Source organism: Sphaerisporangium sp. NPDC049457 (assembly GCF_055586705.1).
On record NZ_JBVJHR010000017.1, the window covers coordinates 147,517 to 173,571 of the forward strand.

Below are 26,055 nucleotides of genomic sequence, written 5' to 3' on the forward strand. Positions count from 1 at the left end.
CCTCTTCATCCGCCGTCGCCCGGCGCCGGGCCGGCCCGTCCGCCGGCTCGCCGTCACGCCCTGCCGTCCGAGGCCGTCCGCGCCTCGTCCGGCCGCCCGAACGGCGCCGCACGGCGCCGAACGGCACAGACCCGCCCCGGCGCCCCGCGCCCGCGCGCCCACCGTGGCGCGCCGCCGCGCCGACGCGACTGAGGCCCTCGTCCCTTTCCCGTGCACCTCGTGAACCCGTGAACCCCGTGAATCCGCGTGAAGCCGCGTGAACCGCCCACGCCGACCGCTCTTGTGAACAGGAGGCCGCCGGAAGTCCGCCGCTCGTCCACACCTCAGCGTAGGAGGGCCCATGACCGGCACGGAGAACAGCGAAGCGCGCGTCCGCGGCCCGGCGGACGTGGAGGAGTTCGCGCGGCGGTGCTTCCAGGGCACCCCCGGCGACCGCGTCGGCGTCGAGCTGGAGTTCCTCGTCTTCGACCGCGCGGAGCCCTCCCGGCACGTCCGGGTGGAGCGGACCGCCGAGGCCCTCCCCACGCTGGCCGGCGGCAGCGCCGTGAGCTTCGAGCCCGGCGGCCAACTGGAGCTGTCCGGCCCGCCCGGCGCGCTGCCCGACGCGGTGCGCGCCCTGTCCGCCGACGTCGAAGGCGTGCGCGCGACCCTGCGCGAGGAAGGGCTCGCCCTGGCCGGGATGGGCCTGGACCCGCTGCGGGCGCCGCTGCGCCAGCTCCGCCAGCCCCGTTACGAGGCGATGGCCGAGCTGCTCGGCGTGCCGTACGGGCCGATCATGATGTGCCTGACCGCGTCCGTCCAGGTCAACGTGGACTTCGGCGAACGGCCCGCCGTGCGCTGGGAGCGGGCCGGCCGCCTCGGCCCGCTGCTCAGCGCCTGCTTCGCCAACTCCCCCATCCTGGACGGCCGTCCGTGCGGGTGGATGTCGGGCCGCCAGGCCGTTTGGCTGCACCTGGACCCGACCCGCACCCGCCCGGTCGTCCCCGAAGGCGACCCCGCGGCGGCCTGGGCGCGCTACCTGATGGACGCCCGGCTGATGCTGGCGCCGGAAAGGCGGCCGCGCCGCCACACGCCGCCGAACCGGGCCACCTTCGGCCGCTGGATGAGGGCTCCGGGCCTCGGCGGCCACCCGCCCACGGCCGCCGACCTGGCCTACCACGCGACCACGGTGTTCCCGCCGGTCCGGCCGCGCGGATGGCTGGAGATCCGGTACCTGGACGCCGTGCACCCGAGGTGGTGGCCGGCCTGCGTCGCGGTGACCTCGGCGCTGCTGCTGGACGACCGGGCCGCCGACGCGGCGCTGGCCGCCGCCGAGCCCTTCGCCGACCGGTGGTGGCAGTGCGCGCAGGTGGGCCTCGGCGACCGGCGGATCCGGCGGGCCGCCGAGACCTGCTTCCGCGCGGCGGCCGAGGCGCTCCCCCGGCTCGGCGCGGGGCCCGACCTGGTCGCGGGCGTGGAGTCCTTCGCCGAGCGCCACGTGGTGTGCGGGCGGTCCCCGGCGCTGGACCTGCTGCGCGCCCGCGACCGCGGCGCCGGCCCGGCGGCCTGGCTCGGCGAGGAGGTCCCGGCATGACCGGCCTGAAGGAGCGGATCGCCGCGGAGCTGGAGGCGGGCCGGGCCCGGTCGCTGGCCTACACCGACCTGGACGACGAGGTGCTGGTGCGCCAGCACTCCCCGCTCATGTCACCCCTGGTGTGGGACCTGGCCCACGTCGGCAACTACGAGGAGCTGTGGGTGCTGCGGGAGGCCGGCGGGCTCACCCCGTCGCGCCCGGAGATCGACGAGATGTACGACGCGTTCGCCCACCCGCGCGGTGAGCGGCCCGCGCTGCCGCTGCTGCCGCCCGACGAGGCGCGCGCCTACATCGCCGGCGTGCGCGGCCGGGTGCTGGACGTGCTGGACCGCGCCGACCTTTCCGTCCCCGACCCGCTGTGCTCGGACGGCCGGGTGTTCGGGCTGGTCGTGCAGCACGAGCAGCAGCACGACGAGACGATGCTGGCCACCCTGCAGCTGTGCGGGCTGCCCGGCCTGGTGCGCGACGGCGACCTGCCCGCCGGCCGGCCGGGGGGCGCCGCCGAGGTGCTCGTGCCGGCCGGGCCGTTCACCGCCGGCACGAGCACCCTGTCGTGGGCCTACGACAACGAGCGGCCCGCGCACCGGGTCGTCCTGCCCGCTTTCCACATCGACCGGTTCCCGGTCACCAACGGCGCCTACGCGGCGTTCGTCGAGGACGGCGGCTACGACCAGCCGCGCTGGTGGACCCCGCGCGGCTGGAGCTGGCGGGCCCGGCGGGACGTGCGGGCGCCGCTGTTCTGGACCCGCGAGTCGGGGACGTGGTGGCGCACCCGGTTCGGGCGGGCGGAACCGGTGCCCCCGGACGAGCCCGTGCAGCACGTGAGCTGGTACGAGGCCGACGCCTACGCCCGGTGGGCCGGCCGGCGGCTGCCCACCGAGGCCGAGTGGGAGAAGGCCTGCGGATGGGACGCCGCGGCCGGCCGGGCCCGCGCCTACCCGTGGGGGGACGCCGAGCCCGGCCCCGAGCACGCCAACCTCGGGCACCGGGCGTCACGGCCCGCGCCGGTGGGCGCCTTCCCGGCCGGGGCGAGCCCGTGCGGCGCCGAGCAGATGGCCGGGGAGGTGTGGGAGTGGACGTCCTCGTGGTTCCGGCCCTATCCGGGTTTCCGCTCCTTCCCCTACCGCGAGTACAGCGAGGTGTTCTTCGGCGAGCACTACCGGGTGCTGCGCGGCGGGTCGTGGGCCACCCATCCCTCGGCGGTCCGCACGACGTTCCGCAACTGGGACTTCCCGCACCGGCGGCAGATCTTCGCCGGGTTCCGGTGCGCCCGCGCGGCGATGCCCGGGGAGGCGTAGTGTGCCGCCACGCGGCCTGGCTGGGCACTCCGCGCCCGCTGGCCTCGCTGCTCCGCGACCCCGGGCGCGGCCTGCTGCGCCAGTCGTACGCGCCGCGCCTGCAGCGGTGCGGGAAGGTCAACGCCGACGGGTTCGGCGTCGGCTGGTACGACGCCGGCCGCCGGGAGCCGGTGCGTTACCGCCGCTCGGTGCCCATCTGGGCCGACGCCAACCTCCCCGGACTGGCGGCGGTCGCCCGGTCGGGGTGCCTGATGGCGGCGGTGCGCTCGGCCAGCCCTGGCATGCCGGTCGAGGAGACGGCCACCGCGCCGTTCACCGAGGGGCCGTGGCTGCTCAGCCACAACGGGCGGGTGTCGCGCGCGGCGCTGCGGCCGCTGGCCGGCGACCGGGAGCCGGAGAGCGCCTGCGACTCGGCCTGGCTGGCCGCGGCGGTGTTCGCGCGCCTCGGCGCGGGCGGCCCGCTGTGCGACGCCGTGGCCGAGGTGGTGGCCTCGGCGGGCGCGTCCGACCCGCAGGCCCGGCTGAACGTGCTGGTCAGCGACGGCGGCTCGGTGGCCGCGACCGCCTGGAACGAGACTTTGTTCGTCCACCTCGGCCAAGGGGTGCTGCTGGCCAGCGAGCCGCTGGACGAACGCCCCGGCTGGGAGCCCGTTCCCGACCGTCACCTGGTCCTCGCCACGCCCGACGGCATCCGCGTCGAGCCCCTCTGACCCGTCGTCCCTGACCGGCCGTCGCGTCCCTTCCCTTCTTCCTTTCCCCGGCCCGCCTGTCCCGTCACGGCCCGGCGCGACCCGCGCCCGCTCCCGCCGCGGCCGGCCGCCGGCCCGTCCGGCGGCCGCCGCGGCCCGCCGTTCCACCGTCACACCAGGAGGCCCGCGTGTCCGTCACCCAGATCCCGCTGCCGTTCCTGTACACGGTCAACCACCTCGGCCCCGACCACCTGCGCAGGGCGCTGGCCGAGGACGTCCGCACCGGGCTCGCCTCGGCGCCCAAGTGGCTGCCGCCGAAATGGTTCTACGACGCCGCGGGCAGCGAGCTGTTCACCCGCATCACCCGGCTGCCCGAGTACTACCCGGCGCGCCGGGAGACGGCCATCCTGCGCGAGCACGCCGCCGAGATCGCCGCGCTGTCGGGCGCCGAGACGCTGGCCGAGCTGGGCTCGGGCACCAGCGAGAAGACCGGGCTGCTGCTGCGCGCGCTCGCCGAGGCCGGCACGCTGAAGACCTACATGCCGGTCGACGTGGACGCGGCCACGCTGGACGCGGCGGCCCGCCGGGTCGCCGCCGCGCATCCCGGCCTGGCCGTGTGGGCCGTCTGCGCCGACTTCGAGCGCCATCTGGGCCGGCTGCCGCGCATCGGCCGGCGGCTGGTCGCCTTCCTCGGCGGCACCGTCGGCAACCTCGACGAGCGGGCGCGGGCGTCCTTCCTGTCCGAGCTCCGCGCCACGCTGTCCCCGGGGGACGGCCTGCTGCTCGGCGCCGACCTGGTCAAGGACACCGGGCGGCTGGTGGCCGCCTACGACGACCGCGCCGGGGTGACCGCGGCCTTCAACCGCAACGTGCTCACGGTGATCAACCGCGAGCTCGGCGCGGACTTCGCCCCGCAGGCGTTCGAGCACGTGGCGCTGTACGACGGCCGGCTCCAGCGCGTCGAGATGCGGCTGCGGGCCAGCCGTCCCATGCGCGTCCACCTGCGCGAGCTGTCCATGACGGTGCCCTTCAGGGCCGGCGAGGAGATGCGCACCGAGATCAGCGCCAAGTTCTACCGCTACCGGCTGGAGCGCGAGCTGCAGCGCGCCGGCTTCGCGGTCGGCCGCTGGTACAGCGACCCGGCGCAGGACTTCGCCGTCGTGCTGGCCTTCGTTCCGGAAGAGCGGGACGGCGCCGGGCTTCACGATGCATAACTTCGTGGAATTTTCCGTACATTGACCAGTCCGAGCGGTTTCCTGGGAAGAAACCATAAGAGGCTGGGATTCCCCGTACGCAGGGAAAACCATGGCCTTCTGCCGGCGTCCGGCGGAAATGGCGACGGCCCGCGCCGCGCGCCTGGTGAACGGGCATCCCTCCGCGGGTCGTCCCATGCGGCCTTTGCCTCGCACCGGATATATGCTTTGAGATCAATCTGGCGTTTTGCCGCCGGTATCCCTCGACGCGTATACCGCAACACTGGGCGAGGAGGTTCGCAGGGTGTCGGCGCAGGAAAGACGCCTCTCGGCGATCGGGGAGGCCGCGGCCGGTGTCCTCCGCACCACTCCCTACCACCTTGTCCGCGCCGAGGACGTCGCGGCGGCCGTACGGCTCTCCCGTGAGGGCCACAGCGGCAGGCGCAGCGCCGTCTGGCTCTACAACGAGGTGAAGAGCCGCCGGGTGCTGGTGGCGTTGGCCCTGCACCACGCCTTCGCCGAGTTCGCCGAGCGCAACGGCCCGCAGGAGCGGCCGGCCGTCCCGGGCAGCCTGGTCGAGGCGCGCGACCAGGTCACCCAGGCGTTGCTGCTGGTCGCCCGGTTCCACCGCGCCGAGTCCTTCCTCACCCAGCAGGTCCAGCTCGGCATCGGCGACATCGCCACCTCCGAGAAGCGCCAGTCGGCGCCGCAGGAGCCGCCGAGCTGGCCCGACAGCGCGCTCGGCCGCGCCGCCTCCGCCGGCTGGTCCGGTCGCGTGCTCGCCTACGCCTGCCACCTGGCGCCCGTGCTGTCGGCGGCGGCGCAGGCGGTGTGCCCGCCGCCGCCGGGCTGGGGCGAGGCCTGCGCCGACAAGCTCTCCGACCTGGCCTTCGACGCCCTCACCGACGATCCGGACGGCCCGGTCGACCGGCAGGCGGCGGCGCTGGGCGCCCACTGGTACGAGCGGCACCTGGTCCCGCTCGCCGGGTCGTGGATCAACGACCTGGACGTGGCGGAACGCGTCCGCGACCTGGCCCGCCGCTCCACCCCCGGCACGCGGGCCGAGACCGACGCCCAGTCGGACGTCCTGCGGTCGGTCCTGGACACCGGCATCCTGCTGCGCCGCGCCGCCGACGAGGCCGCTGAGCTGTGCCGGCTGCTGCCGCCCGGCGGGGCCGGCGACGAGGGTCCAGACCCGCGCTCGCTGTGCGACGTGCACGGCCGCCGCGGCCTGGCGCTGCTCAGGTACGGCGACCTGGAGGCCGCCCGCGCGAGCCTGACGGCCTGCCTGGCGGTCGCCGAGAACGACCTGGCCGCGCGGGACCCGGCGGAAGCCGTCCTGTTCACCGCCCGCGCCCGGCACAACCTCGGCGAGCTGCTGATGGAGGCGGGCCGCCCCGTCGAGGCCGCCGAGCTGATCGAGAAGGCCCGGTCGGCCCGCGCCGCGGGCGCCGACTCCGCCGCGGGCCTGTCACCGGCCTGGCGGCGCTACACCGTGACCGCCCAGGCCGCGGCCCGCGCGGCCGCCCGCTCGGGCAAGGTCGTGGCGGGCCTGCGCCTGGCCGAGGCCGTGGTGGCCGACCGGCAGGCGCGCCTCGGCGAGCCCGGCGACATCAACGTGGTGGCCGCCCAGGTGTCGCTGGCCGAGACGCTGCTGGAGGCCGGGCAGCCGATCGAGGCGCGCCACGTGCTCCAGGAGGCCCGCCGCCACCGCGCGGAGCTGCTGCAGCCGATCGCCTACTGGCCGAACCACGACACCGTGCGGCTCGCCCAGGTGGAGCTGGCCCTGCGCGAGCCCGCCACCGTCGTCCGGCTTCTCGAACGCTCCCCGGTCCTTTCCGAGTGGTTCGCCCGCCACGTGTCGTTCCGGCTGTGGGCGGAGGCGCGCATCGCGCACGGCCTGGCCACGGCCATGGCGGGCGACGCCACGGCGGCCCGCGGCGCCCTGGAGGGGCTGGCCGGGCTGCTGGAGGCGGCGCCGGGCGACGCGCTGCTCACCTCGGCGCGGCGCGCCCTGGCCGAGGTCGAGCTCACGGCCGACGACCCCGAGGCGGCCGCCGCCACCCTGAGGAAGGCGCAGGCCGGCGAGGCGGCTCCGGGCGATCCGCCCGGCCGTGCCCGGACGCTGCTGCTCGCCGCCCGCTGTGAGGACGCCCGCGCGGACGCCACGGCGGCCCGCCGCCACCGCTCCGCGCTGGCGGCCCTGACCCGGGACGGGCTCGACCCCGCGCATCCCCTGCTGCTGGAGGGGCGCTACGACGAGGCCGTGCGCCGGTTCGAGACCGGCAGCTTCGAGGGGCTGGACGACCTGCTCGCCCCGCTGCTCGACCGCACCCCTCTCGCCCACGGCAGACCCGCCCTCGGGGAGGGCCACCCGCTGCTGCTCAAGGCCATGGCCCTCGCCGACCGCAGCGGCGCGGTCCGCCTCCCCCGCACCCCGCGCCAGGTGCTGTGGGAGGACGCCTGACCGCCGCGGCGGCACGTGGGTGGCGGCGGAGGGGGTCAGGAGAAGACGACGAGGTCCATGACGCTGGTGACGGGGCCGCCGCCCGGCGAGCGGCCGGCGTCGCGTTTCAGGCGTTCGAGCCCCTCGGCGAACCGGTCGTCGCTCAGGCGGCGCAGCGGGCTGTGCGCGCGCAGCTCCACCTGGGCGGCGAAGTCGGCCAAGGTGGCGGCCGAGGTCTGCAGGACCGTGTCCTGGTGCTCGGTCGCCAGCCCGGCCCGCCGCAGCGCGCCCGTCAGGGCGGCGAGGGCCCGTCCGCGTTCTTCGGCGAGGGGGACCAGGTCGGGAAAGTAGGTGTGGAACAGCGTCGGCCGCTCGGCGTCGCGGAAGGCGCCGCGGACGATGAGGCGGCCGCCGGGAAGCAGCACGCGCCGCACCTCGGCGGCGCACCGGTCGAAGTCCTCGATGTGGTGGACGACCTGGGACGCCCAGATCGCCTGGAAGGCCCGCGACGCGCAGGGGATCGCCTCGGCCCGGCCGCCCGCCACGCCCACCTCGCGGCCCGCGGCGGCGGCCGCGCGCATCTGCGAGGAGGGCTCGACGGCGACCACCCGCACGGAGTAGTGCTCGGCCAGCGCGCGGGAGAAGCGGCCCGTCCCCGCGCCGAGGTCCAGGACGGGGCCGCCGGAGACGGTGACGAAGGGCGCCACGGCGCCCATCCAGGCGGCCAGCGTCTCGGCGGGCAACCGGCGGCCGTCCGCATAGTTGCGCGCCAGATCGCCGCGGAAGCGCATCACCGCCGCGCCCACTGCTGCAGCGTCGACTCGACCGCGTCCTGCTCGGCCCGCGAGGAGACGCCCCAGTGGCGGTAGGCGTTGTTGAGCTTCTCGGTGAGCTTGGCCACGAGCTCGGGCTCGGGTTCGGGGGCCGAGGAGGGGTCGACGAACAGCTGGGCGTAGCGGACGGTGTCCACGATGGCCGACTTGATCTGCTCGTGGGCGAGATAGACCTCCAGGTCGTGCTCCCAGCCGAGGATGTGCCCGGCGGGCACGGCGCGGACCCAGAGCTCGATGACCTGGTCGCGTTCCTCAGGCAGGTAGCCCATCTTGTGCAGGTGCACGGCCATCTCGTAGACGGGGTCGCCCCACAGGGCGAGCTCCCAGTCGAGGAAGACCGTGCGCCCCTCGTGCACGATCATGTTCTTGCGGTGGATGTCGGCGTGCACGCACACCAGGGGGCGGGCGGTCAGCCCGGGCCACAGCGCCTCGGCCGCGGCGACCGGGTCGGAGGGCACCTCGAACGCGGAGTACAGCCACCCGTAGTCGCCGGCGAAGGTGGAGTACACCCACCGCGTCAGGTCGGACAGCCTGCGCCCGAACCCCTGGGTGTCCTCCCCCTCTGGCCAGCCCGGCGGCAGGGCCGGGAGTTTCTCCTGCGGGATCTCGGTGAGCTGGGCGAGCAGCCGCACGACGTCGCCGGGAACGTGCGCGGGAACCGCGACGCCGCGCGGGGCCAGGTCGTTGAGCACCTGGCCGTGGATGAACTGGTGCACCTGGAACAGGGGGTCGGCGCAGGTGTGCAGCAGCCGCGGGGCGTCGGCGACGTAGGGCGCGATCGCCGGCAGGACCTCGTCCTCGCGCCAGACGCGCAGGTCCATGACGTCCGCGCCGTCGATCGGGATGCGCACGTTGACCGGCCCGTCAGGGGTGGGCACGCGCACGTTCTTGTTGTAGTAGCCGGCGGCGGCGTCCAGATGCTCCCGGGCGGTCTTGTACAGATCGATGGTCATCGGTGTCCTCCCAGGACCGATTCGATCAGATCGGCCATGCGGGACTCCAGTGCCGCGAGCGAGTCGAGCGGCTCGATCTGGCCGCGCGCCCGGTCGGCGGCCCGCGCCACCTGGTCGTCGGGCCGGTCGATGCGGTCGAGCGCCTGGTGCGCGGCCACGATCAGCGTGGGGTAGACCTCCGTCGCGACGAACTCCTCGGCCGCCCAGACCAGCGACCGCGCCGCCCGGTCGGGGTCGCCACGGCGCGCGTGCAGCAGCGCGCGGAACAGCTCGGCTCTGGCCCGCCCGGACCGGTATCCGGCCCGTTCCAGGTATTCGCAGGCCAGCGTGAAGGAGTCGGCGGCGGCCCGCGTGTCGCCCAGCCGCAGCTGGGCGAGCGCCAGCCCGGTGTAGGTCTTGCCGAGCTCGTGCAGCGCGGCGAGCTCCTGCTGCCGCGCTATCGCGTCGGCCGCGAGCCGGACGGCCTCCGCGGGATCGGCCCACGCCGCCAGCTCGACGCGGTTGGTGGCGATGTTGGCCAGCCCCACCACCGACCCGGCCCGCGCGTAGCAGGCGTGGGCCTCTTCAAGCCGCTCGGCGGCGTCGGGAAAGTCCAGATGGAACCGGCGGCCGAGGTGGAGCAGCCGCAGCACGTCACCGCGCAGCACCGAGTCGTCCTCGGGGGCGTCGCGCAGCACCTGCTCGGCGAGCGAGAACGCGGTGGCGAACCGCCCCTGCCACATCGGGACCTCGGCGACCCACAGCCCGGCGACCGGGCGGACCGGCCCGCGATGCCGCTCCCAGACGAGGGTGTAGATGTGGCCCGCCTCGGTGGTGTCCCCTGCGATGCGCTTGGCGTGCGCCGCCGCCATCGCCAGCCGGGCGCCGGCCGTGCCGTCGACCGAGGGCGAGGCGCCGAGGTCGGCCAGCTCGCCGGCGCGCCCGGCCTCCCCCATGGTGATCGCCGCCTCGGCGGCCAGGCAGCGGGCGGCCTCGGCCAGTTCTCCGGTAAGGCCGAGTTCGGCCAGGTCGGCGAGGATGCCGTCCCCGGCCTGCTTGCCGCCGCGCCGGATGCCGCGGTCGGCGTAGCTCAGCAGGTCGTCGGCGTTCAGCACGCCGGCGCGCACCCCGTGGTACACCGCCTCGCGCAGCGCCGTCCCGTCGTCGGCGGCGGCGCGGGCGTCCCAGGCGGCGCGCAGGCGCGCGTGCACCTCGCGCGTGGCCTCGGCGCTGAGCCGGGCCCGCAGCGCGACCACCATCAGCTGGTGCAGCCTCAGGCCGTGCTCCCCGGCCGGATAGACGAACGAGTAGGCGGTGAGGGACTCCCAGGTGAGCCGGTCGCCGGGCAGTTCGTACGCCCGCGCCAGCGTGTGGAAGATCTCGAAGTCGAAGGTCCTGGCGACGCTCAGCAGTTCGAGCAGCCGCACCTCGGCCGGGGCGACGTGGTTGAGGAAGCGCTGCAGGATCTCCTCCATGGAGACGGCCCGCGCGCTGCCGGCCTGGGTGTCCAAGGCCAGGTGCAGGTAGAACGGCAGCCCCTGGGAGGCCTGGGCGATCGCCGCGCCCTCGGAGACCCCCGCCTGGTTCAGCAGCTCCAGCCGGGCGGCCATCGGCAGGCCGTCCATCTTGCACTCGCGGACGACGCCGGCCCATTCGGGGTCGTGGACCTGCCAGCCGAGCGGCTCGCGGCTGCCCACCACCACCAGACAGCGGTCGAGCTGGGCGACCAGATCGCGCAGCCAGGCGTCGGCGCTGGAGACGCGCCCGGTCTTCACCGGGATGGGGACCAGCGCCTCGTAGGCGTCGACGAAGACCACGCACGGCGTGTCGCCGGCGGCCCGCAGGTCTTGGGCGAACAGGTAGGTGACCGCGTCCAGCACATCGGTGTTCGACAGCTCGTCCAGCCGCCGGAGGACCTCGTCATCTCTGATCACCCGGCGGTGCCGGGCGGAGGACCGCGCCCGGTGCGCGAGCCGCAACAGCCCCATCGCCGTGCCGAACACCGGCAGGCCGGAGGTGTCGTCGAGAATCTGGGTGAGGATCTCGCTCTCCTCCGCGAACGGCAGGTCGGCCCGGCTGATCTTCAGGTGCGGGTGCAGCCGCTGCCACAGGACCGCGTAGGCGATGTCGAAGTGGTCGAAGACGACGCCCTGGCGGCCGAGGTCCATGCGCAGGACGGCGAGCGCGTCCTCCTGTTGCCGCATCGCGGGGACCTGCAGGTCGAGCAGCGCCGTCCTGCGGCCGTTCTCGTCGGCGCGTTTCTTGAGCTCGCGCAGCAGCCGGGATTTGCCGATGCCGCCCACGCCGGTCACGTTGAACACGCGAGGGCTCCGCCGGTCCGGCACCTGCCGCAATTCCTCGGCGAATGCCTCCAGCACGTTCTCGCGGTCGACGAACCGCCGGTCGAGCGCGGCCACCCGCCGGAATCTCGGCTGTAGTGACATCCGTTCTCCTGGGGGGAAGGAGTGAATAGCGGCGCCGAACTCGGCGACAACATCTTAACCGCCGTTTTCCTTCACCCGGCGATCACGCGGGCGGCACAAATACAGCCGACAAAGGCGGCAAATAGCACTTCTGCCTATTAACCGCAGTGAAGGTGACCGGTCCTGGAGCCGGGCGCCGCGGCCGGTACGGCGGCCGGTCGGACGCGGCGCGTGTCCCGGTGCCGCTAACCGCGCCCGGCGGGGGCGGCGAGGGTGTCGTGCAGGCCGCGGACGGCCTGGGTGACGGGCTCCAGCGCGCCGTCGGCGGCGAGGTCGGCGTGGTCGCCCACCGGCTCGCCCGCGCGGACGCGTTCGGCGATCTCCTCCAGCGACGCGGCGGCCTCCTCGACCGCCTGCTCCGAGGGCGCGGCCCGGCCGTGCCGGGTCAGGGCGGCCATGGCCGCCGTCGCGTCCGCCACCCGCTGCAGCGCGGTCATGGCGGGCAGCCAGGTGGTGACGCGCCTGCTGAGCACCGGCGGCTCGGTCAGCGCCCGCTGGAAGACGGTGCGCAGGTCCGCCATGGCGTCGAACGCCTCCCGGTGCAGCAGCGCGCACGGCTCGCCCCCGTCGAACGCGTGCCGCAGGTAGCGGGCCGTGGCGGTCACCGCGTCGGCGAACGGCGGCCCCACCGGCGCCTGCCAGCTCGCCGGCCAGGGCAGGTAGCCGAACACCAGGACGATGGCGCAGCCGACGAGGGTGTCGACCAGGCGGATCTCCGCGAGCCGGGGTCCCGCGCCGGTCAGCAGGTCGACCAGCAGGACCACCAGCGGCACCTGGAAGGTCGACATCAGGCCCCAGTTGCGCTGCTGGCCGTACGGCAGGAGCGCCGCGAACACGGCCAGGGGGATGAGGATCGCCGGACCGTAGGGCACCACGTAGAGCACCACGGTGCCGAGCACCGCGCCGACGACCGTGCCGAGGCCGCGCTGGACCGCGCGGGCGAACACCGAGCCGAAGTCGGGCTTGAGCACCAGGGCGACGGTGAGCATGACCCAGTACGAGCGCTGGGTCCAGTGCAGCTCGCTGAACGCGGCCGCCACCCCCATGCACAGCGCCAGCCTGACGGTGTAGACCCGGGCGAGGTGCCCGTACCGCACGCGCTCCCACACCTCGGCGATCCTGGCGCCGGGCCCGGCCTTTTCGGCGCCGAGCGCCTGCCCGGCCGGCAGTTCCCCTCCGCAGACCACGTCGAGGGTCTGGTTCACCGCCGAGCACACCGCCCGCAGCGCGGGCGAGGACGCCTCCAGCCGTTCGGGCCGGCCCGGCGGGCCGCCGCCGGCCAGCGCGCCGGCGATGGAGCCGACGGCCTCGGCGATCTCGTGCGGCGGCTCGCGCCCCTCCTCGGCCAGCGACATCAGCGCGTTGCGGACGCGGATGGCCTGGTTGAGCAGGACGATCAGCCGGGTGCGCTCGTCGTCTGGGCCGGGCGCCGACGAACGGGCGCTGAGCACCGTGTCGTAGGCGTTCTTCAGCGCGGTGTCGAAGGCGGCCACCTCCTCGGCCCTGCCGCAGTCCCACCGGCCGAGCAGGGCGCTGAGCGCGCCGTACACGCCCGCGACGGCCGACTCCTCGGCGGCGCGCGGGCGCAGCGGCCAGCCCGCCACCGACAGCACCAGCGCCCAGGCCGCGCCGCAGGCGTACGCCGCCGCTCCGACCCCCGGCCGTTCGGTGAAGTACACGCCCATGCCGAGCACCGTCATCACGATGAGCTGCAGCCCGCCCAGGGAACCCGCCGCGCCTGAGACGCTGAGCAGGGCGGACACCACCGCGATCGCGGCGATGACCAGCACCGTCCACCATCCGAGCCCGCGCGCGGCGTGGCCGATGACGTACCCCGCGGACCCGCCGGCGGCGGCGCCGGCGATACGGATGACCCGTGCGCGGTAGGAGCCGCCCCGGTCGGCCAGGGCCGCGGCCATGGCCCCCATGGCCGGCAGCAGGCCCAGCGTGAGGCGCCCGGCGGCCAGGCTCGCGAGCAGCGGGCCGGTGACCGAGGCCGCGACGCGAGCCATGGCCGTCCAGTCGGGCCGGGCCGGAACCGGCCGCACGGTCTCCACCAGCCAGCCGGGAGCCGCGCCGGCCAGCCGGTCGGCGGGATGCCGGGACAGCCAGGGCATGGCGCGGGACGCTCAGCGCACGAGCTTGTCCAGGCGGATCGGCAGGTCGCGGATCCGCACCCCGGTGGCGTGGTGGACGGCGTTGGCGATGGCCGCCGCGGTGCCGACGATGCCGATCTCCCCGATGCCCTTGGAGCCCATCGGATTGAGGTGCGGGTCGTCCTCCTCCAGCCAGAAGGCCTGGACGTCGCGCACGTCCGCGTTCGCCGCGATGTGGTACTGGGCCAGGTCGCGGTTGAGGAAGTCGCCGAACTCGCGGTCCATGATGCTCTCCTCCAGCAGAGCCATCGACAGGCCCATGGTCATGCCGCCGATGAGCTGCGAGCGGGCGGTCTTGGGGTTGAGGATGCGGCCGGCGGCGAACACGCCCAGCAGGCGCAGGACGCGGGTCTCCCCGGTGTCGGCGTCGACGGCGACCTCGGCGAACTGCGCGCCGTAGGCGTGGCGGGAGTACTTCCGCTGCGCGCGCACCTCCTGGGTGGTGTCCGCGGCGGCCTCCAGCCCGCCGGCCGGGACGAGGCCCCCGGTGGCGTCCAGCCGCTCCCTGAGCGCCTCGCACGCCCGCACCACGGCCGTCCCCCATGAGGCGGTGCCCATCGACCCGCCCGCGACGACGGCCCGGGGAAGCGCGCTGTCGCCGACCTCCACCGTGACAAGGCCGGGCGTGGTGAGCAGGGCGTCGGCCGCGATCTGGGTCAGTACGGTGCGCGCGCCGGTGCCGATGTCGGCGGCGGCGATGCGCACCGTGTACCGGCCGCCCGGCTCGGCTCGGGCGGTCGCCGACGAGGGGCCGCGCAGGGCGGGGAAGCAGGAGGCGGCGACGCCGGTGCCGATCAGCAGCCGTCCTTCGCGCCGCGCGCCGGGCCTCGGGTCGCGGCCTGCCCAGCCGAAGCGCCGGGCTCCCTCCCGCAGGCAGCCCACCAGGTTCCTGGAGCTGAACGGCAGCCCGCTCTCGGGGTCCGCGGCCGGCTCGTTGCGCACCCGCACCTCGATCGGGTCGGCCCCGCAGGCGATCGCCAGCTCGTCCATCGCCGACTCCAGCGCGAACATCCCCGGGCACTCGCCGGGCGCGCGCATCCACGACGGCGTCGGGACGTCGAGCCGCACCAGCCGGTGGGTGGTGCGGCGGTGCGGCGCGGCGTACATGGTCCGCGACGGCACGGCGGCCTGCTCGGCGAACTCCGAGATGGTGGAGCTCTGCACGCAGACGTCGTGGGTGACGGCGATCAGCCGCCCGTCGGGCTCGGCGCCCAGCCTGACGCGCTGGATCGTCGGGGTGCGGTAGGCGGTGGCGGCGAACATCTGCCTGCGGGTGAGCGCCATCTTGACCGGGCGGCCGACCTGCTTGGCGGTCAGGGCGGCGAGGATCACGTGCGGGTGCGCCTTGGCCTTGGACCCGAACCCGCCGCCGACGTAGGGCGAAAGGACGCGCACGTGGGCGGGCGGCATGCCGAACAGCGAGGCCAGGGTCGCGCGCAGGCCGGAGACGTCCTGGGAGGGCTCGTGGACGGTGAGGCCGTCGCCGTGCCACTCGGCGACGGTGGCGTGCGGCTCCATGGGGTTGTTGTGCTCGGCCGGGGTGCTGTAGACCTCGTCCACCACGACCGGCGCCGAGGCCAGGGCGGCGTCGGGGTCGCCGTGCTCGGTGTCGGTGGGGTAGCCCGCGTTGACGCTCTCGGGCCGGTACATCCCCGGGTGGTCGGCGCGCAGGCCGACGTCGTGCTCTTCGGGCGCGTACTCCACGCGCAGCGTCCGGGCGGCCTCGCGGGCGTCGTCGAGGGTCTCGGCCACGACGACCGCCACGTACTGGCCCCGGTAGGCCACCCGCCGCGACTGCAGGACGGCCAGTTCCTCGTCCGCCGTGGGGAGCCTGGGCGCGTTGCCGTGCCAGATCGCCGCGACCACGCCGGGGCGCTTGAGCATGGCGTCGACGTCCACCTGGACGACCTCGCCGCGGGCGATCGCCGCCTCGACGGGGACGGCGTGCACCAGGTCGGCCGGGCCGTGGTCGTAGGCGTACCTGGCGCGGCCGGTGGCCTTCTCCAGGGCGTCCACGCGGTCGAGTCCGGCGCCGACGCTGCGGGCGCCGGTGGTGGTCATGGCGCCGGTCATCGCGCGCCCGCCAGTTCGGCCAGCGTCCTGACCATCAGGTTGCGGGCGAGCGGCACCTTGTAGCCGTTCAGCGGCAGCGGACGCGCCCGCTCCAGTTCGGCGCCGGCCGCCCTGGCGAACTGTTCCTCGGTCGCGGGCGCGCCGCGCAGCGCGCCTTCGGCGGTCGCGGCCCGCCATGGGACGTGCGCGACGGCGCCGAGCGCGATGCGGCAGTCGCGCACCACCCCGTCGTCCACCTCCAGCGCCGCCGCGACCGACACCACGGCGAAGGAGAACGAGGCGCGGTCGCGCGCCTTGCGGTAGGCCGAGCGCGCGGCGAGCGGCAGCGGGGGCAGCTCCACCGCGGTGATCAGCTCGCCGGGTTCAAGGACGGTGTCGCGGGACGGGTCGTCGCCGGGCAGCCGGTGCAGTCCGGGCATGGGCACCTGGCGCGCCCCCTCGGGCCCTTCCACGTGGACCAGCGCGCCGAGCGCCGCGAGGGCCACGGCCATGTCGGAGGGGTGGGTGGCCACGCAGGCCTCCGAGTGGCCGAGGATCGCCAGGTTGCGGTGGTCGCCCGCGCGGGCGGGGCAGCCGGAGCCGGGGCTGCGCTTGTTGCAGGGCTTGGTGATGTCCTGGAAGTAGGAGCAGCGGGTGCGCTGGAGCAGGTTGCCGCCGACGGTCGCCATGTTGCGCAGCTGGCCGGAGGCGCCCGCCAGCAGCGCCTCGGCGAGCATCGGGTAGCGGCGGCGGACCAGCGGGTGGGCGGCGAGGTCGTCGTTGGTGACGCCGGCGCCGACGCGCAGGCCGCCGCCGGAGGTCTCCTCGACGGTCGCGGGGGTGACGCGGGTGACGTCGACGAGCGTGCCGGGGGACACCACTCCGAGCCGCATGAGGTCGACGAGGTTGGTGCCGCCGGCCAGGTACATCACGTCCGCGCCGGCGCCGGCCGCCGCCACGGCGGAGGCCACGTTCGGGGGACGCTGGTAGGCGAAGGGTCTCACCGCGCCACCTCCGCCGCCCCGGCGACCTCGGCTATGGCGGCGACGATGCCCGGGTAGGCCCCGCACCGGCACAGGTTGCCGCTCATGCGCTCGCGGATCTCCGCCTCGTCCAGCCGCACCGGGGCAGCGGCCTCATCGGCGGCGTCGCGGCCGGTCACCAGGCTGGGCCGGCCCCGCGCCGCCTCGGCCAGCATCCCGGCCGCCGAGCAGATCTGCCCCGGGGTGCAGAAGCCGCACTGCAGGGCCTCGTGCTCGGCGAACGCCCGCTGCAGCGGGTGCGGGACGCCGGAGGCGCTCAGCCCTTCGACCGTGGTGACGCTTCTGTCGTCCACCGACACGGTGAGCGTCAGGCACGACACCACCCGCCTGCCGTCGAGGAGGACCGTGCAGGCGCCGCACTGGCCGTGGTCGCAGCCCTTCTTGGCGCCGGTCAGGTCGAGACGCTCCCGCAGGGTGTCGAGCAGGGTCTCCCTGGTGTCCACCGTGACCGGATATAGCCGGTCATTGACGGAAAGCTGGAGGTCAACGGTGATCGGTACGGGGGCCGCGTCGTCAGCGGGCGTATTGGCTTCGCCTTTCACCCGCGCTGCCCTACCCCCGCAAGCACCTCGGTTATCCCATGCCCGGTTCATCATTGCCCGTCCCGGCAATCGGCCGGGCAATGCGGGCCCATCCGCCGGGGCGGCTCCCCGGGACGCCGGCTTCCGCCGGTTGGCACGTGGGCCGCGCCTGATGTGAAATAGGTTTGCTCTTTACCGAAATACGCGGCCGCGCCGCCCGATCGAGGAGGTCGTCCGGTGGTCACCTCGGAGCGCCAGGGCCGCGGCGACGACGAGCGCGAGCGGCAGGACGCCGTCGGCGCGCGCATGCGACGGTTCCGCAAAGAGCGCGGCATGACCCTGCGCGGGCTGTCCACCCGCTCAGGGCTGTCGATCGGCTTCCTCTCGCAGGTCGAGCGGGGCATCTCCTCCATCGGGCTCACCGCGCTGAACGGCGTGGCCGCCGCGCTCGAACGCGGCGTCGCCGACTTCTTCGACGACGAGCAGCCCGGCGACGAGCAGGCGAGCGTCGCCCGCCTGCCCTCGCACTTCACGCTCACCCGCGCCTCGACGGCGGCCACCGAGTACGTCTCCGGCCAGCAGACCTACCGCATGCTCTCGGCCCGCGGCCCTCACCTGGTGCTGGAGCCGCTGCTCGTGCACATCGCCCCGGGCGGGCGGCGCGAGGACGCCTACGGCCACGCGGGCGAGGAGTTCGCCTACGTCCTGTCCGGCGAACTGCTGTACGAGGTCGACGGCGTCGAGCACCGTCTGTACCCGGGCGACAGCGTCCACCTGCGCTCAACGGTCCCGCACGCGATGTACAACGACACCGACGCCGTCACCACTGTGGTGTCGGTGGTCACCCCCCGGCTGTTCTGACCTTCGGCGTGCGTTCTCCGGGCCCGTCCGGCCCGTTCACCCGGACGGCACGCTGTTACGTGGGACGATAACCGGTGAACGCCGCAGGGGCCTCACATCCGCGTGCGGGCCGACCACAGTTCGGGGAACACGTCGCGGCGCAGGCTGCGCTCCAGCCAGGTCAGCCCGCTCGAACCGCCCGAGCCGGGCTTGGCGCCCATCGAGCGGCGCACGGCCATCAGATGCCGGTAACGCCAGTCGGAGAAGCGCTCGGACAGGTCGGTGAGCGTCTCTGCCAGCTCCCACAGCTCGTCCCCCGGGCCGCGCCCGGCGTAGAGCTCGACCCAGGCGTCCTCCACCAGCGGGTTCGGGACGTACTCCTGCTCAGGGTCGCCCGGCGGAGGGATCTCGAAGCCGCGCCTGGCCAGCAGGGCGAGCACGCTGTCGTACAGGCTGGGCCGCCGCAGGGCGTCGAGCAGCTCCTGGTACACCGCCGGGCTGCGCCGGTGCGGGCGGGTGAGCGGCTCGGACTTGTTGCCGAGCAGGAACTCCAGATGCCGGTACATGGCCGACTGGAAGCCGGACGCCTCCCCCAGCGCGTCCCGGAAGGAGTTGAACTGGGCGGGGGTCAGCCAGCTCAGCGCCGCCCAGGCGGCGTTGAGCGCCTCGAAGCAGCGGACGCTGCGAGCCAGCACGGCGGTGGCCTGCACCGCCTCGTCGGCGTCGAGCAGCCGCTGCGCCAGCCGCCACTCCGACCTGATCAGCCCGAAGTACAGCTCCATGACCTGTGTCGTCACCAGGAAGGAGCGTTCCTCCGGCACGTCGGTGAGCGGCCGCTGGAGCCCCTGCAGCGCCTGGGCGGCCACGTAGTGGTCGTAAGGGGTGCCGTCCGCGAATTCCAGGGTGGGCGCCACATGGTCGGCCGCGGTCGGCGAAGGGCGCAGGCGCCCGCCCAGCGATCGCACCCGGGCGCCACCGGCCCGCCGTCTGCTCGTCATCTCAACTCCTTAGTTCACCTCCATGTTCACTTAGATAGAATTTTAGTGAAATGATGGGCCGGTAGCGATTCGCCCCTTTCACCTTCGGAACGGAAGGTGAAAGACGGTTTCCGGTTTGCGGATGACGGAGCGTGACCGTGGACGCGATGGACTGGGCCCTGCTGGCAGAACTGCAGGCGGACGCACGGCTGTCCTACAGCGAGCTGTCACGGCGGGTGCACCTGTCGGCCCCCGCCGTCGCCGAGCGGGTGCGGCGCCTTGAGGAGTCGGGCGTGATCGCCGGCTACCACGCGAGGGTCGACCCCGCCCGAGCCGGCCGCAAGGTCAGCGCACTGATCCGCATGTCCTGCTACGGGGTGCGGTGCGTTCTGCGCGACAAGCAGGCGCTGGCCTGGCCGGAGATCGTCGAGGTGCACCGCGTCACCGGCGACACCTGCTGCCTGCTGCGCGTCGCCGCCACCTCGATGACGGCGTTCGAGGAGCTCATCGACCGCCTCGCCCCCTACGGCCAGCCGTCCAGCATGATGATGCTGTCGAGCCCCATGCCCTGGCGCGCCCTCAGCCCCGCCGACGAGTGACCTCCTGAGCCGCCCGCCACGCCGGCGCGCCGCGCGATCACCACGTCACCCACGGCGATGGTATGGTCACGGTAAGCGCACGGTAATGGTCGGCCCACGAGACTTAGGCAGGCTCATGCAGGCTTTCGAACTGCCCGACTTCTACATGCCGTATCCCGCCCGGCTGAACCCTCACCTGGAACGCGCGCGCCTGCACAGCACCGCCTGGGCGCGGGGCATGGGCATGCTCGACGCGCCCCGGCCGGGCGGCGGCGTGATCTGGGACGAGGCCGCGCTGGAGCGGATGGACTACGCGCTGATGTGCGCCTACACCCACCCCGACTGCGACGGCCCCACCCTCGACCTGATCACCGACTGGTACGTCTGGGTGTTCTTCTTCGACGACCACTTCCTCGAACTGTTCAAGCACTCCCGCGACCTGGCGGGCGCCCAGGCCCACCTCGACCGCCTCGAACTGTTCATGACCGCCGGGGGCGAGGCCCCGCCGGAGCCCGCCGACCCGGCCGAGGCGGGGCTGGCCGACCTGTGGGCGCGCACGGTGCCCGCCATGTCGCCCGACTGGCGGCGGCGCTTCACCACCAGCACGCACAACCTGATGGTCGAGTCCATGTGGGAGCTCAACAACATCGACCTCGGCCGCGTCGCCAACCCCATCGAGTACATCCAGATGCGGCGCAGGGTCGGCGGAGCGCCGTGGTCGGCCGACCTGGTCGAGTACGCCGCGCGCGCCGAGATCCCCGCCCACCTCGCCCGCACCAGGCCGCTGAAGGTCCTGTCCGACACCTTCGCCGACGCGGTGCACCTGCGCAACGACCTGTTCTCCTACCAGCGCGAGGTGCGCGAGGAGGGCGAGAACTCCAACGCCGTCCTGGTCTTCGAACGCTTCTTCGACTGCCCGACCCAGCAGGCCGCCGAGCTGGTCAACGACCTGCTGACCTCCCGGCTGCAGCAGTTCGAGTCCACCGCGCTGACCGAGGTGCCCGCCCTGCTCGCCGAGCGCGCGGCGCCCGCCCACGAGCAGGCCGCGGTCGCGGCCTACGTCAAAGGCCTGCAAGACTGGCAGTCCGGCGGCCACGAATGGCACGCCCGCTCCAGCCGCTACATGAACGAGGGCGTCGCCACCGCCGCCCCCGCCGGCCTTCCGGGCCCGACCGGCCTCGGCACCTCCGCGGCACGCTCCCTGCTGCCCACGCTGCGGCTCGGCCTCGACCTGCGCCTCCGGCAGCACGCGTCCACGCCGTTCCGCCCGGTGGGGCACCTGCCGCTGCCCGGCCTGTACATGCCGTACACCGAGCGCGTCAGCCCGCACCTCGACGCCGCGCGCGGCCACGCGGTCGAGTGGGCGCGGCGGGTCGGCATGTTCGACGCCCTCCCCGCGACGCCCGCCGGGGCGCTGTGGGACGAGCGGCGCTTCCTCGGCTTCGACTTCGCGCACTGCGCGGCGATGATCGACGCCGACGGCGACCACGAGCAGGTCTGCCTGTCCTCCGACTGGCTGGCCTGGGGCACCTACGGAGACGACTACTTCCCGGCGGTCTTCGGCGCCACACGCGACCTGCCGGCGGCGAGGCTGTGCCAGGAGCACCTCGGGATGTTCATGCCCCTGGACATGGGTGAGACCCCCGAGCCGTCGGACGCGCTCGAACGCGGCCTCGCCGACCTGTGGCGGCGCACCGCGACCGGCATGTCCCCTCTCGGCCGGCGGCGTTTTCGCGCGGCGGTCGACGACATGACCTCAAGCTGGCTGTGGGAGCTGGCGGGCCAGGCCCAGCACCGCGTCCCCGACCCGATCGACTACGTCGAGATGCGCCGCAAGACCTTCGGCTCCGACATGACGATGAGCCTGGCGCGGCTGGCCCACATGGACGTGGTGCCCGACGAGGTCTACCAGCACCGTGTGCTGCGCGAGCTCGAGACCGCCGCCCAGGACTACGCGTGCTTCACCAACGACCTGTTCTCCTACCAGAAGGAGATCGAGTTCGAAGGGGAGGTGCACAACCTGGTGCTGGTGGTCGAACGGTTCCTCGGCGTCGACCGCCTGCGGGCCCGCGACATCGTGGCCGACCTGATGGCGGCGCGCATGCGGCAGTTCGAGCACATCGTGGCGAACGACCTGCCCGCCCTGCTGGACGACCTCGCCCTCGGCGAGCAGGTGCGCGAGATCCTCATCCGCCACGCCGACTATCTCAAAGACTGGATGTCCGGCATCCTCGAATGGCACCGCCGATGCGCCCGGTACACCGAGTCCGAACTACGCGGACACGGCTCAGCCACCGCCCCCCGCACCCCGGCCCTACCGACCACCCCGACGCTACACATGGTTCCCACCGCCCCAACGGTTCCCACTACCCCCGCGCTACCCATCCCCGCGCTACCCACCCCCGCGCTACCCACCACCGTGCTTCCCGTCACCCCGGCGGTCCCCGCCGCCCCGGCCACCCCTGCGGCGTGGCAGCCCTCCGCGCCGACCGGCCTCGGCACCGCCGCCGCACGACTCACCCCACCCGACCGAGCACAGCCCCCACAGACGGTCCCCGCAGACGGGTGACGCGGACATGCGACAGAGATGAACTGACGCTGACAGGCGACGCGCGCGGTCCCCACAGGGGCGCCACGGACGGGCGACCACGCGCGGTCAGCGCCCGCGGACGACGCGGACGGCCACCGCACGGCCACCGCCCACGGACGACCGCGCGATCACCGCAGAAGAGTGCCGGACAAGCCACCACGCGTGGTCAGCACCCACGCGTGACGCGGCACATGGCACCCGGCGTCACAGATGGATCAGGCTGCCCTGGTCGTCGATGTGGTCGGCGGTCTCGTCGTCGAACCACAGCCCGGCGGTCGCCAGGTACCGGAACCGGTGGACGCCGGCGGGAAGGATCACCGAGATGGTACGCGTGCCGTTCCGGCGGCGGAGCAGTTCGTGGCGTCCCGGGTGCCAGTCATTGAAGTCGCCGACGACGCTGACCACGCCCAGTGGCTGGTCCAGCGGCAGACAGAAGGTGACGCGGGTCTTACGGCCGAAAAGGGTGGTGCGCTTGAGCATCGGGGGTCCTCCGGATCGTGACGCGACCAAGCTTGGCGCACCACCGTCCGCCCTACGTGCGGACACGCCACACGTAACATACTTTTCACCCCGATCCGTCGGCGTCCGTCCAGTTTCGGCACTCCGGGGAGCCGCGCGCGACGACCGACTACGGGCCCAGAGACGACTATGGGCGCAGAGACGGACTATGGGCGCAGTTGGGTGGCGAGGCGGTCCATCGTGGCGTGCCAGATGGCGGCGCCGGGGTCGATCACCGCGAAATGGTCACCCGGTCCTTCGATGTACCCCGCTTCCGGCCCCGCCGCGCGCGCGTACCTGCGGCCGATGTCGACGAGGTCGGGGTCGTCCTCGGCGCCCTGGACGACGAGCTGCGGCACGCCAAGCGGCAGCCGCTCCAGCGGGCTCGCGGCGGCGTACACCTCGGGGATGTCCTGCGCGGCGCCGCCGAGCGCGGCGGCCACCGCGCCCGCGCCCATACGCCGCCGGTCCGCCTCCACCAGATCCAGCACTCCGGCCAGCGACACGGCGACCGCCACCGGCACAGGCGTCCGAGCGCCTTCGGGCCGGGAAGCCGCGACGGTGCCGACGTCTCCGGCCGACGACGCCACAGCCGCCTCGGCGTCCCTGGCCGAGGACGCCGAGGCGGCGTCGGCGTCTCGGCCTGAGAAGGGCGCGGCCGCGTCGGCGGCGAGGCGAAGGGCGAGCTGGCCGCCCGCCGAGTGGCCGAGCACCGCGACACGGGCCAGGTCCAGCGGGGCGCCGATCTCCCCCAGCGCCGCCAGACCGGCCGCCACGTCGCCGGTGGTGGCGTCCCAGCCGTGCAGGTCGGGGCGACGGTACTCCAGGTTCCAGGCGGCGTACCCTCGGGCGGCGAGGTCGATCGCGAGCGCGTCCATCAGGTCGGCCTCCCAGATGGACCGCCAATACCCGCCGTGCACCAGCACCGCCACCGGCAGGGACACCTCCGCGAACCCAGGTGGGACACCGGTGGAGTCGGTCGGGAAAGCGGTGGAGGCGATCTGCCTGGTGGTGGTGGAGGAGGACGGCGGATTCGCGGCGGCCGGGGGCAGGCGCAGTTCCCCCCACTGGTCGGGGTGGTCGCCGTACCGGATGCGGCGGGCGGGGACGCGGAGCCGGTGGACCGCGTGGCGGATGGCCCACACCAGACCCCACACTCCGCGGCCCTGCAGGTGGGCGGCGCCACCGGCCGTCTCGACCGGGCCTACGCGGCCGAGATCGAGCCACACCGTGCGGGGGGAGAACACCAGCGGGGTGCCGATGAGGCGCCGGGTGTCCGGGCCGGGGCCGGGCAGCGCGACGACGCCCTCCTCGCCGGCGGCGTCCAGCCCGGCGTGGAAGGCGGCGGCGTCGGGCGCGACCGCGAGGCGTCCCTCGACGCCGAGGGCGTCGAACTCCTTCGCCGCCATGTCCGCGAGCAGCCTCGTGTCCGCCGCGACATCCGGACCGACCAGGACGAGCACGTGCACCTGAGCATTCCTTCCATCGCGGGCGGGCCGGCCGTCCCGCACCGGTCACCCTATCGGCGCGGCCGGGCGCGCCGAGGTCAGCGGGTCCGCCGGGACGGGGAGCGGTCGAGGAGGGGGAGGACGGCGGCGCCCAGTAGATCGATGCCGCGGTCGTCGTCCAGGCCGTGCGGCGTGCCGAACTCCACTCTGCGCACCCCGGCGTCGATCAGCGCCTGCGCCTGCGCGGCCACCTGTTCGGGCGTGCCCGAGAACGCGAACAGGTCAAGGACGTCGTCGGGGATCAGCTCGCCGGCCGCCCGGTCCTCCCCCGCGGCGACCAGGTCCCGCACCCGGGCGAGCAGATCGGCGGGGATCTCGGCGGTCGGGTCGAGCTCCGCCACCACGGCCAGGTACATGGCGACCTCGGTGCGGGCCCTGGCCCGGGCGGCGGCGCCGTCGGTGTCGACGACGGTGACCGCGCCGAGCACGACGCCGACCTCGCCGGGGTCGCGCCCGATCACCTCGGCGCCGGCGCGGACGCGGTCGCGGATCACCGGGACCATCGCGGGGTTGGCGCTGCCACCCACCTTGACCTCGTCGGCGATCCGCCCGGCAAGGGCCGCGCCCTTCGGCCCCCAGGTGCCGAGCAGCAGGGGCGGACGGGCCCGGTGGACGGCGTAGCGCAGCCGCGTGCCCTTCTCCAAGCGGTGCATCTCCCCCTCGAACCCGCGGTCGTCGCCGCCGAGCAGCCGGTAGACCACCTCGGCGGCCTCGGCCAGGGCGGTCAGCGGCCGGGGCTGGGCGATGCCGACCGCGCCGAGCCAGGTGCCCCTGGCCAGGCCCAGGTACGCGCGGCCGCCGGAGGCGAGGTCCAGGGCGGCGATCTGCCCGGCGATCTCGTAGGGGGCGAGGGAGTAGGGATTGAGGCAGGCGGCGCCGAGCCGTACGCGCAGGGTGGCGGCGGCCATCTCCAGCAGCGGGTACAGGGGCGGCTGGTACATCAGGTCGCCGAACACGCTCAGCACGTCGAACCCGTGCCCCTCGGCCGCCCGCGCCAGCCGCGCGTAGTCACCGGGCCGCTTGTCACTCTGCAGCCCAAGTCCGATTTCGACCCGCCCCAGATCCATTCCCGGCGTGGCCAGTGCTCCCCGCGCGATTGGTGTGCCCGGTGCGGGGTTTGTGCTCGTCACCGCTTACCCGCCTCTCCTGTTCGTGTGCACGGCTCGTCTTGGGTCCGCTGCGGCGGAAGGCGGAGGGCTTCGCCGCCTTCACGTCAGATCGGCGGAGTTCATGCGGCGGCGTCGGGTGCGTTCGACGCGCATCACCAGGCGTTCCTCGGGGTCGGGGCAGGCGAACAGCGTGTCCTTCGCCAGCCAGTCCCCCTCGGCCAGGTCGCGCTGCTTGGCCGCGAGGAAGGGCAGCACGGCGGCCAGCGCGTAGACGCAGAAGTGGCCGCCGTCGGGCAGGCGCAGGTGCGCGCTCTGTTCGAGCTCGAACCGGTCGCCGACCCGCATACCGCAGACCGACCTGCCCTCGATGCGGTCGACCACGACCCGCAGGTCGTAAAGCTCCATGTCGCCCTCGGGCGCCGTGCCGAGCCCTTCGTCCACGGCCGGGTCGCCGGGGAGCGCGGTGCCGGAACGCGGATCGCCGGTGTCGCGCCCAGGGCATCCCGGAGCGGGCGTGCCGACTTCGACAGGGCTCGCCGGAGCGGTCGTACCGGGCTCGACGGGGCTCGCAGGACCGGTCGCGCCGGCCTCCACCGGGTTCGCTGGAGCCGTCGTGCCGGGGGCGACGGGGTTCGCCGGGGCGGACGGGCTGGGCTTGATGGGGCCGGCTGCTGTCGTGTCGCCGGTGGGGGTGAGGTTTCGGGGGCTGTGGTCGTTCATTTTGAGATTTCCGTTC

At 74.4% G+C, this 26,055-nt stretch carries 20 protein-coding genes; 8 read left to right on the forward strand and 12 right to left on the reverse strand.

The window, feature by feature from the left end; all coding sequences use genetic code 11:
• Window positions 1–340: 340 nt before the first annotated feature.
• The 5 genes from egtA (at window position 341) to ACZ6QO_RS26185 (ending at window position 7,220) form a co-directional block, all read left to right on the forward strand.
• The gene (gene egtA / locus ACZ6QO_RS26165) at window positions 341–1,573 is read left to right on the forward strand and encodes an ergothioneine biosynthesis glutamate--cysteine ligase EgtA (protein ID WP_465854244.1); all 1,233 of its coding nucleotides are present in this window, start codon (window positions 341–343) and stop codon (window positions 1,571–1,573) included.
• On the forward strand, window positions 1,570–2,871 hold the full coding sequence (gene egtB, locus ACZ6QO_RS26170; protein WP_465854245.1) for an ergothioneine biosynthesis protein EgtB: 1,302 nt from the start codon (window positions 1,570–1,572) through the stop codon (window positions 2,869–2,871). Before egtA ends, egtB begins: the two co-directional genes overlap by 4 nt.
• Entirely contained in the window at window positions 2,871–3,581 is a 711-nt protein-coding gene (gene egtC / locus ACZ6QO_RS26175; protein WP_465854246.1) for an ergothioneine biosynthesis protein EgtC, read from the forward strand. Before egtB ends, egtC begins: the two co-directional genes overlap by 1 nt.
• A 167-nt stretch (window positions 3,582–3,748) precedes the next feature.
• The gene (egtD, locus tag ACZ6QO_RS26180; RefSeq protein WP_465854247.1) at window positions 3,749–4,774 is read left to right on the forward strand and encodes an L-histidine N(alpha)-methyltransferase; all 1,026 of its coding nucleotides are present in this window, start codon (window positions 3,749–3,751) and stop codon (window positions 4,772–4,774) included.
• A gap of 283 nt (window positions 4,775–5,057) precedes the next feature.
• Window positions 5,058–7,220, forward strand: a complete 2,163-nt coding sequence (locus ACZ6QO_RS26185) for a hypothetical protein (protein ID WP_465854248.1) — start codon at window positions 5,058–5,060, stop codon at window positions 7,218–7,220.
• A gap of 35 nt (window positions 7,221–7,255) precedes the next feature.
• On the opposite strand, the gene ACZ6QO_RS26190 is transcribed toward ACZ6QO_RS26185, so the two are convergent.
• The 7 genes from ACZ6QO_RS26190 to ACZ6QO_RS26220 form a co-directional block, all read right to left on the reverse strand.
• Window positions 7,256–8,005, reverse strand: a complete 750-nt coding sequence (locus ACZ6QO_RS26190) for a class I SAM-dependent methyltransferase (RefSeq protein ID WP_465854249.1) — start codon at window positions 8,003–8,005, stop codon at window positions 7,256–7,258.
• Window positions 7,990–8,985: a phosphotransferase family protein gene (locus ACZ6QO_RS26195; protein WP_465854250.1), complete on the reverse strand. Its 996-nt coding sequence runs from the start codon at window positions 8,983–8,985 to the stop codon at window positions 7,990–7,992. Before ACZ6QO_RS26195 ends, ACZ6QO_RS26190 begins: the two co-directional genes overlap by 16 nt.
• Window positions 8,982–11,408 (reverse strand): AAA family ATPase, encoded by a 2,427-nt coding sequence (locus ACZ6QO_RS26200; RefSeq protein ID WP_465854251.1) that lies wholly within the window; start codon window positions 11,406–11,408, stop codon window positions 8,982–8,984. Before ACZ6QO_RS26200 ends, ACZ6QO_RS26195 begins: the two co-directional genes overlap by 4 nt.
• Window positions 11,409–11,632: 224 nt before the next feature.
• Complete coding sequence (locus tag ACZ6QO_RS26205) at window positions 11,633–13,564, reverse strand: FUSC family protein (protein WP_465854252.1); 1,932 nt, start codon at window positions 13,562–13,564, stop codon at window positions 11,633–11,635.
• A 12-nt stretch (window positions 13,565–13,576) separates the two neighbouring features.
• Entirely contained in the window at window positions 13,577–15,664 is a 2,088-nt protein-coding gene (locus ACZ6QO_RS26210; RefSeq protein WP_465854253.1) for a xanthine dehydrogenase family protein molybdopterin-binding subunit, read from the reverse strand.
• An 8-nt stretch (window positions 15,665–15,672) separates the two neighbouring features.
• Complete coding sequence (locus tag ACZ6QO_RS26215; protein ID WP_465854254.1) at window positions 15,673–16,659, reverse strand: FAD binding domain-containing protein; 987 nt, start codon at window positions 16,657–16,659, stop codon at window positions 15,673–15,675.
• On the reverse strand, window positions 16,656–17,192 hold the full coding sequence (locus ACZ6QO_RS26220) for a (2Fe-2S)-binding protein (protein ID WP_465854310.1): 537 nt from the start codon (window positions 17,190–17,192) through the stop codon (window positions 16,656–16,658). Before ACZ6QO_RS26220 ends, ACZ6QO_RS26215 begins: the two co-directional genes overlap by 4 nt.
• A 264-nt stretch (window positions 17,193–17,456) precedes the next feature.
• On the opposite strand from ACZ6QO_RS26220, the gene ACZ6QO_RS26225 reads away from it, so the two are divergent.
• Complete coding sequence (locus ACZ6QO_RS26225; RefSeq protein ID WP_465854255.1) at window positions 17,457–18,080, forward strand: helix-turn-helix domain-containing protein; 624 nt, start codon at window positions 17,457–17,459, stop codon at window positions 18,078–18,080.
• Between the two features lie 92 nt (window positions 18,081–18,172).
• Here the strand turns inward: ACZ6QO_RS26225 and ACZ6QO_RS26230 are convergent, their stop codons facing one another.
• The gene (locus tag ACZ6QO_RS26230) at window positions 18,173–19,057 is read right to left on the reverse strand and encodes a tryptophan 2,3-dioxygenase (RefSeq protein WP_465854256.1); all 885 of its coding nucleotides are present in this window, start codon (window positions 19,055–19,057) and stop codon (window positions 18,173–18,175) included.
• A gap of 146 nt (window positions 19,058–19,203) precedes the next feature.
• On the opposite strand from ACZ6QO_RS26230, the gene ACZ6QO_RS26235 reads away from it, so the two are divergent.
• Window positions 19,204–19,635 (forward strand): Lrp/AsnC family transcriptional regulator, encoded by a 432-nt coding sequence (locus ACZ6QO_RS26235; RefSeq protein WP_465854311.1) that lies wholly within the window; start codon window positions 19,204–19,206, stop codon window positions 19,633–19,635.
• A gap of 115 nt (window positions 19,636–19,750) precedes the next feature.
• A complete protein-coding gene (locus ACZ6QO_RS26240; protein ID WP_465854257.1) occupies window positions 19,751–22,183 on the forward strand; it encodes a terpene synthase family protein in 2,433 nt (810 codons plus the stop codon).
• Between the two features lie 225 nt (window positions 22,184–22,408).
• On the opposite strand, the gene ACZ6QO_RS26245 is transcribed toward ACZ6QO_RS26240, so the two are convergent.
• The 4 genes from ACZ6QO_RS26245 to ACZ6QO_RS26260 form a co-directional block, all read right to left on the reverse strand.
• Window positions 22,409–22,684 (reverse strand): isoamylase early set domain-containing protein, encoded by a 276-nt coding sequence (locus ACZ6QO_RS26245; protein WP_465854258.1) that lies wholly within the window; start codon window positions 22,682–22,684, stop codon window positions 22,409–22,411.
• A 185-nt stretch (window positions 22,685–22,869) separates the two neighbouring features.
• Window positions 22,870–24,171 (reverse strand): alpha/beta hydrolase, encoded by a 1,302-nt coding sequence (locus ACZ6QO_RS26250; protein WP_465854259.1) that lies wholly within the window; start codon window positions 24,169–24,171, stop codon window positions 22,870–22,872.
• 77 nt (window positions 24,172–24,248) lie between these two features.
• Entirely contained in the window at window positions 24,249–25,340 is a 1,092-nt protein-coding gene (locus ACZ6QO_RS26255) for an LLM class flavin-dependent oxidoreductase (protein ID WP_465854260.1), read from the reverse strand.
• Between the two features lie 78 nt (window positions 25,341–25,418).
• Window positions 25,419–26,039 (reverse strand): TIGR04076 family protein, encoded by a 621-nt coding sequence (locus ACZ6QO_RS26260; RefSeq protein ID WP_465854261.1) that lies wholly within the window; start codon window positions 26,037–26,039, stop codon window positions 25,419–25,421.
• Between the last annotated feature and the right edge of the window lie 16 nt (window positions 26,040–26,055).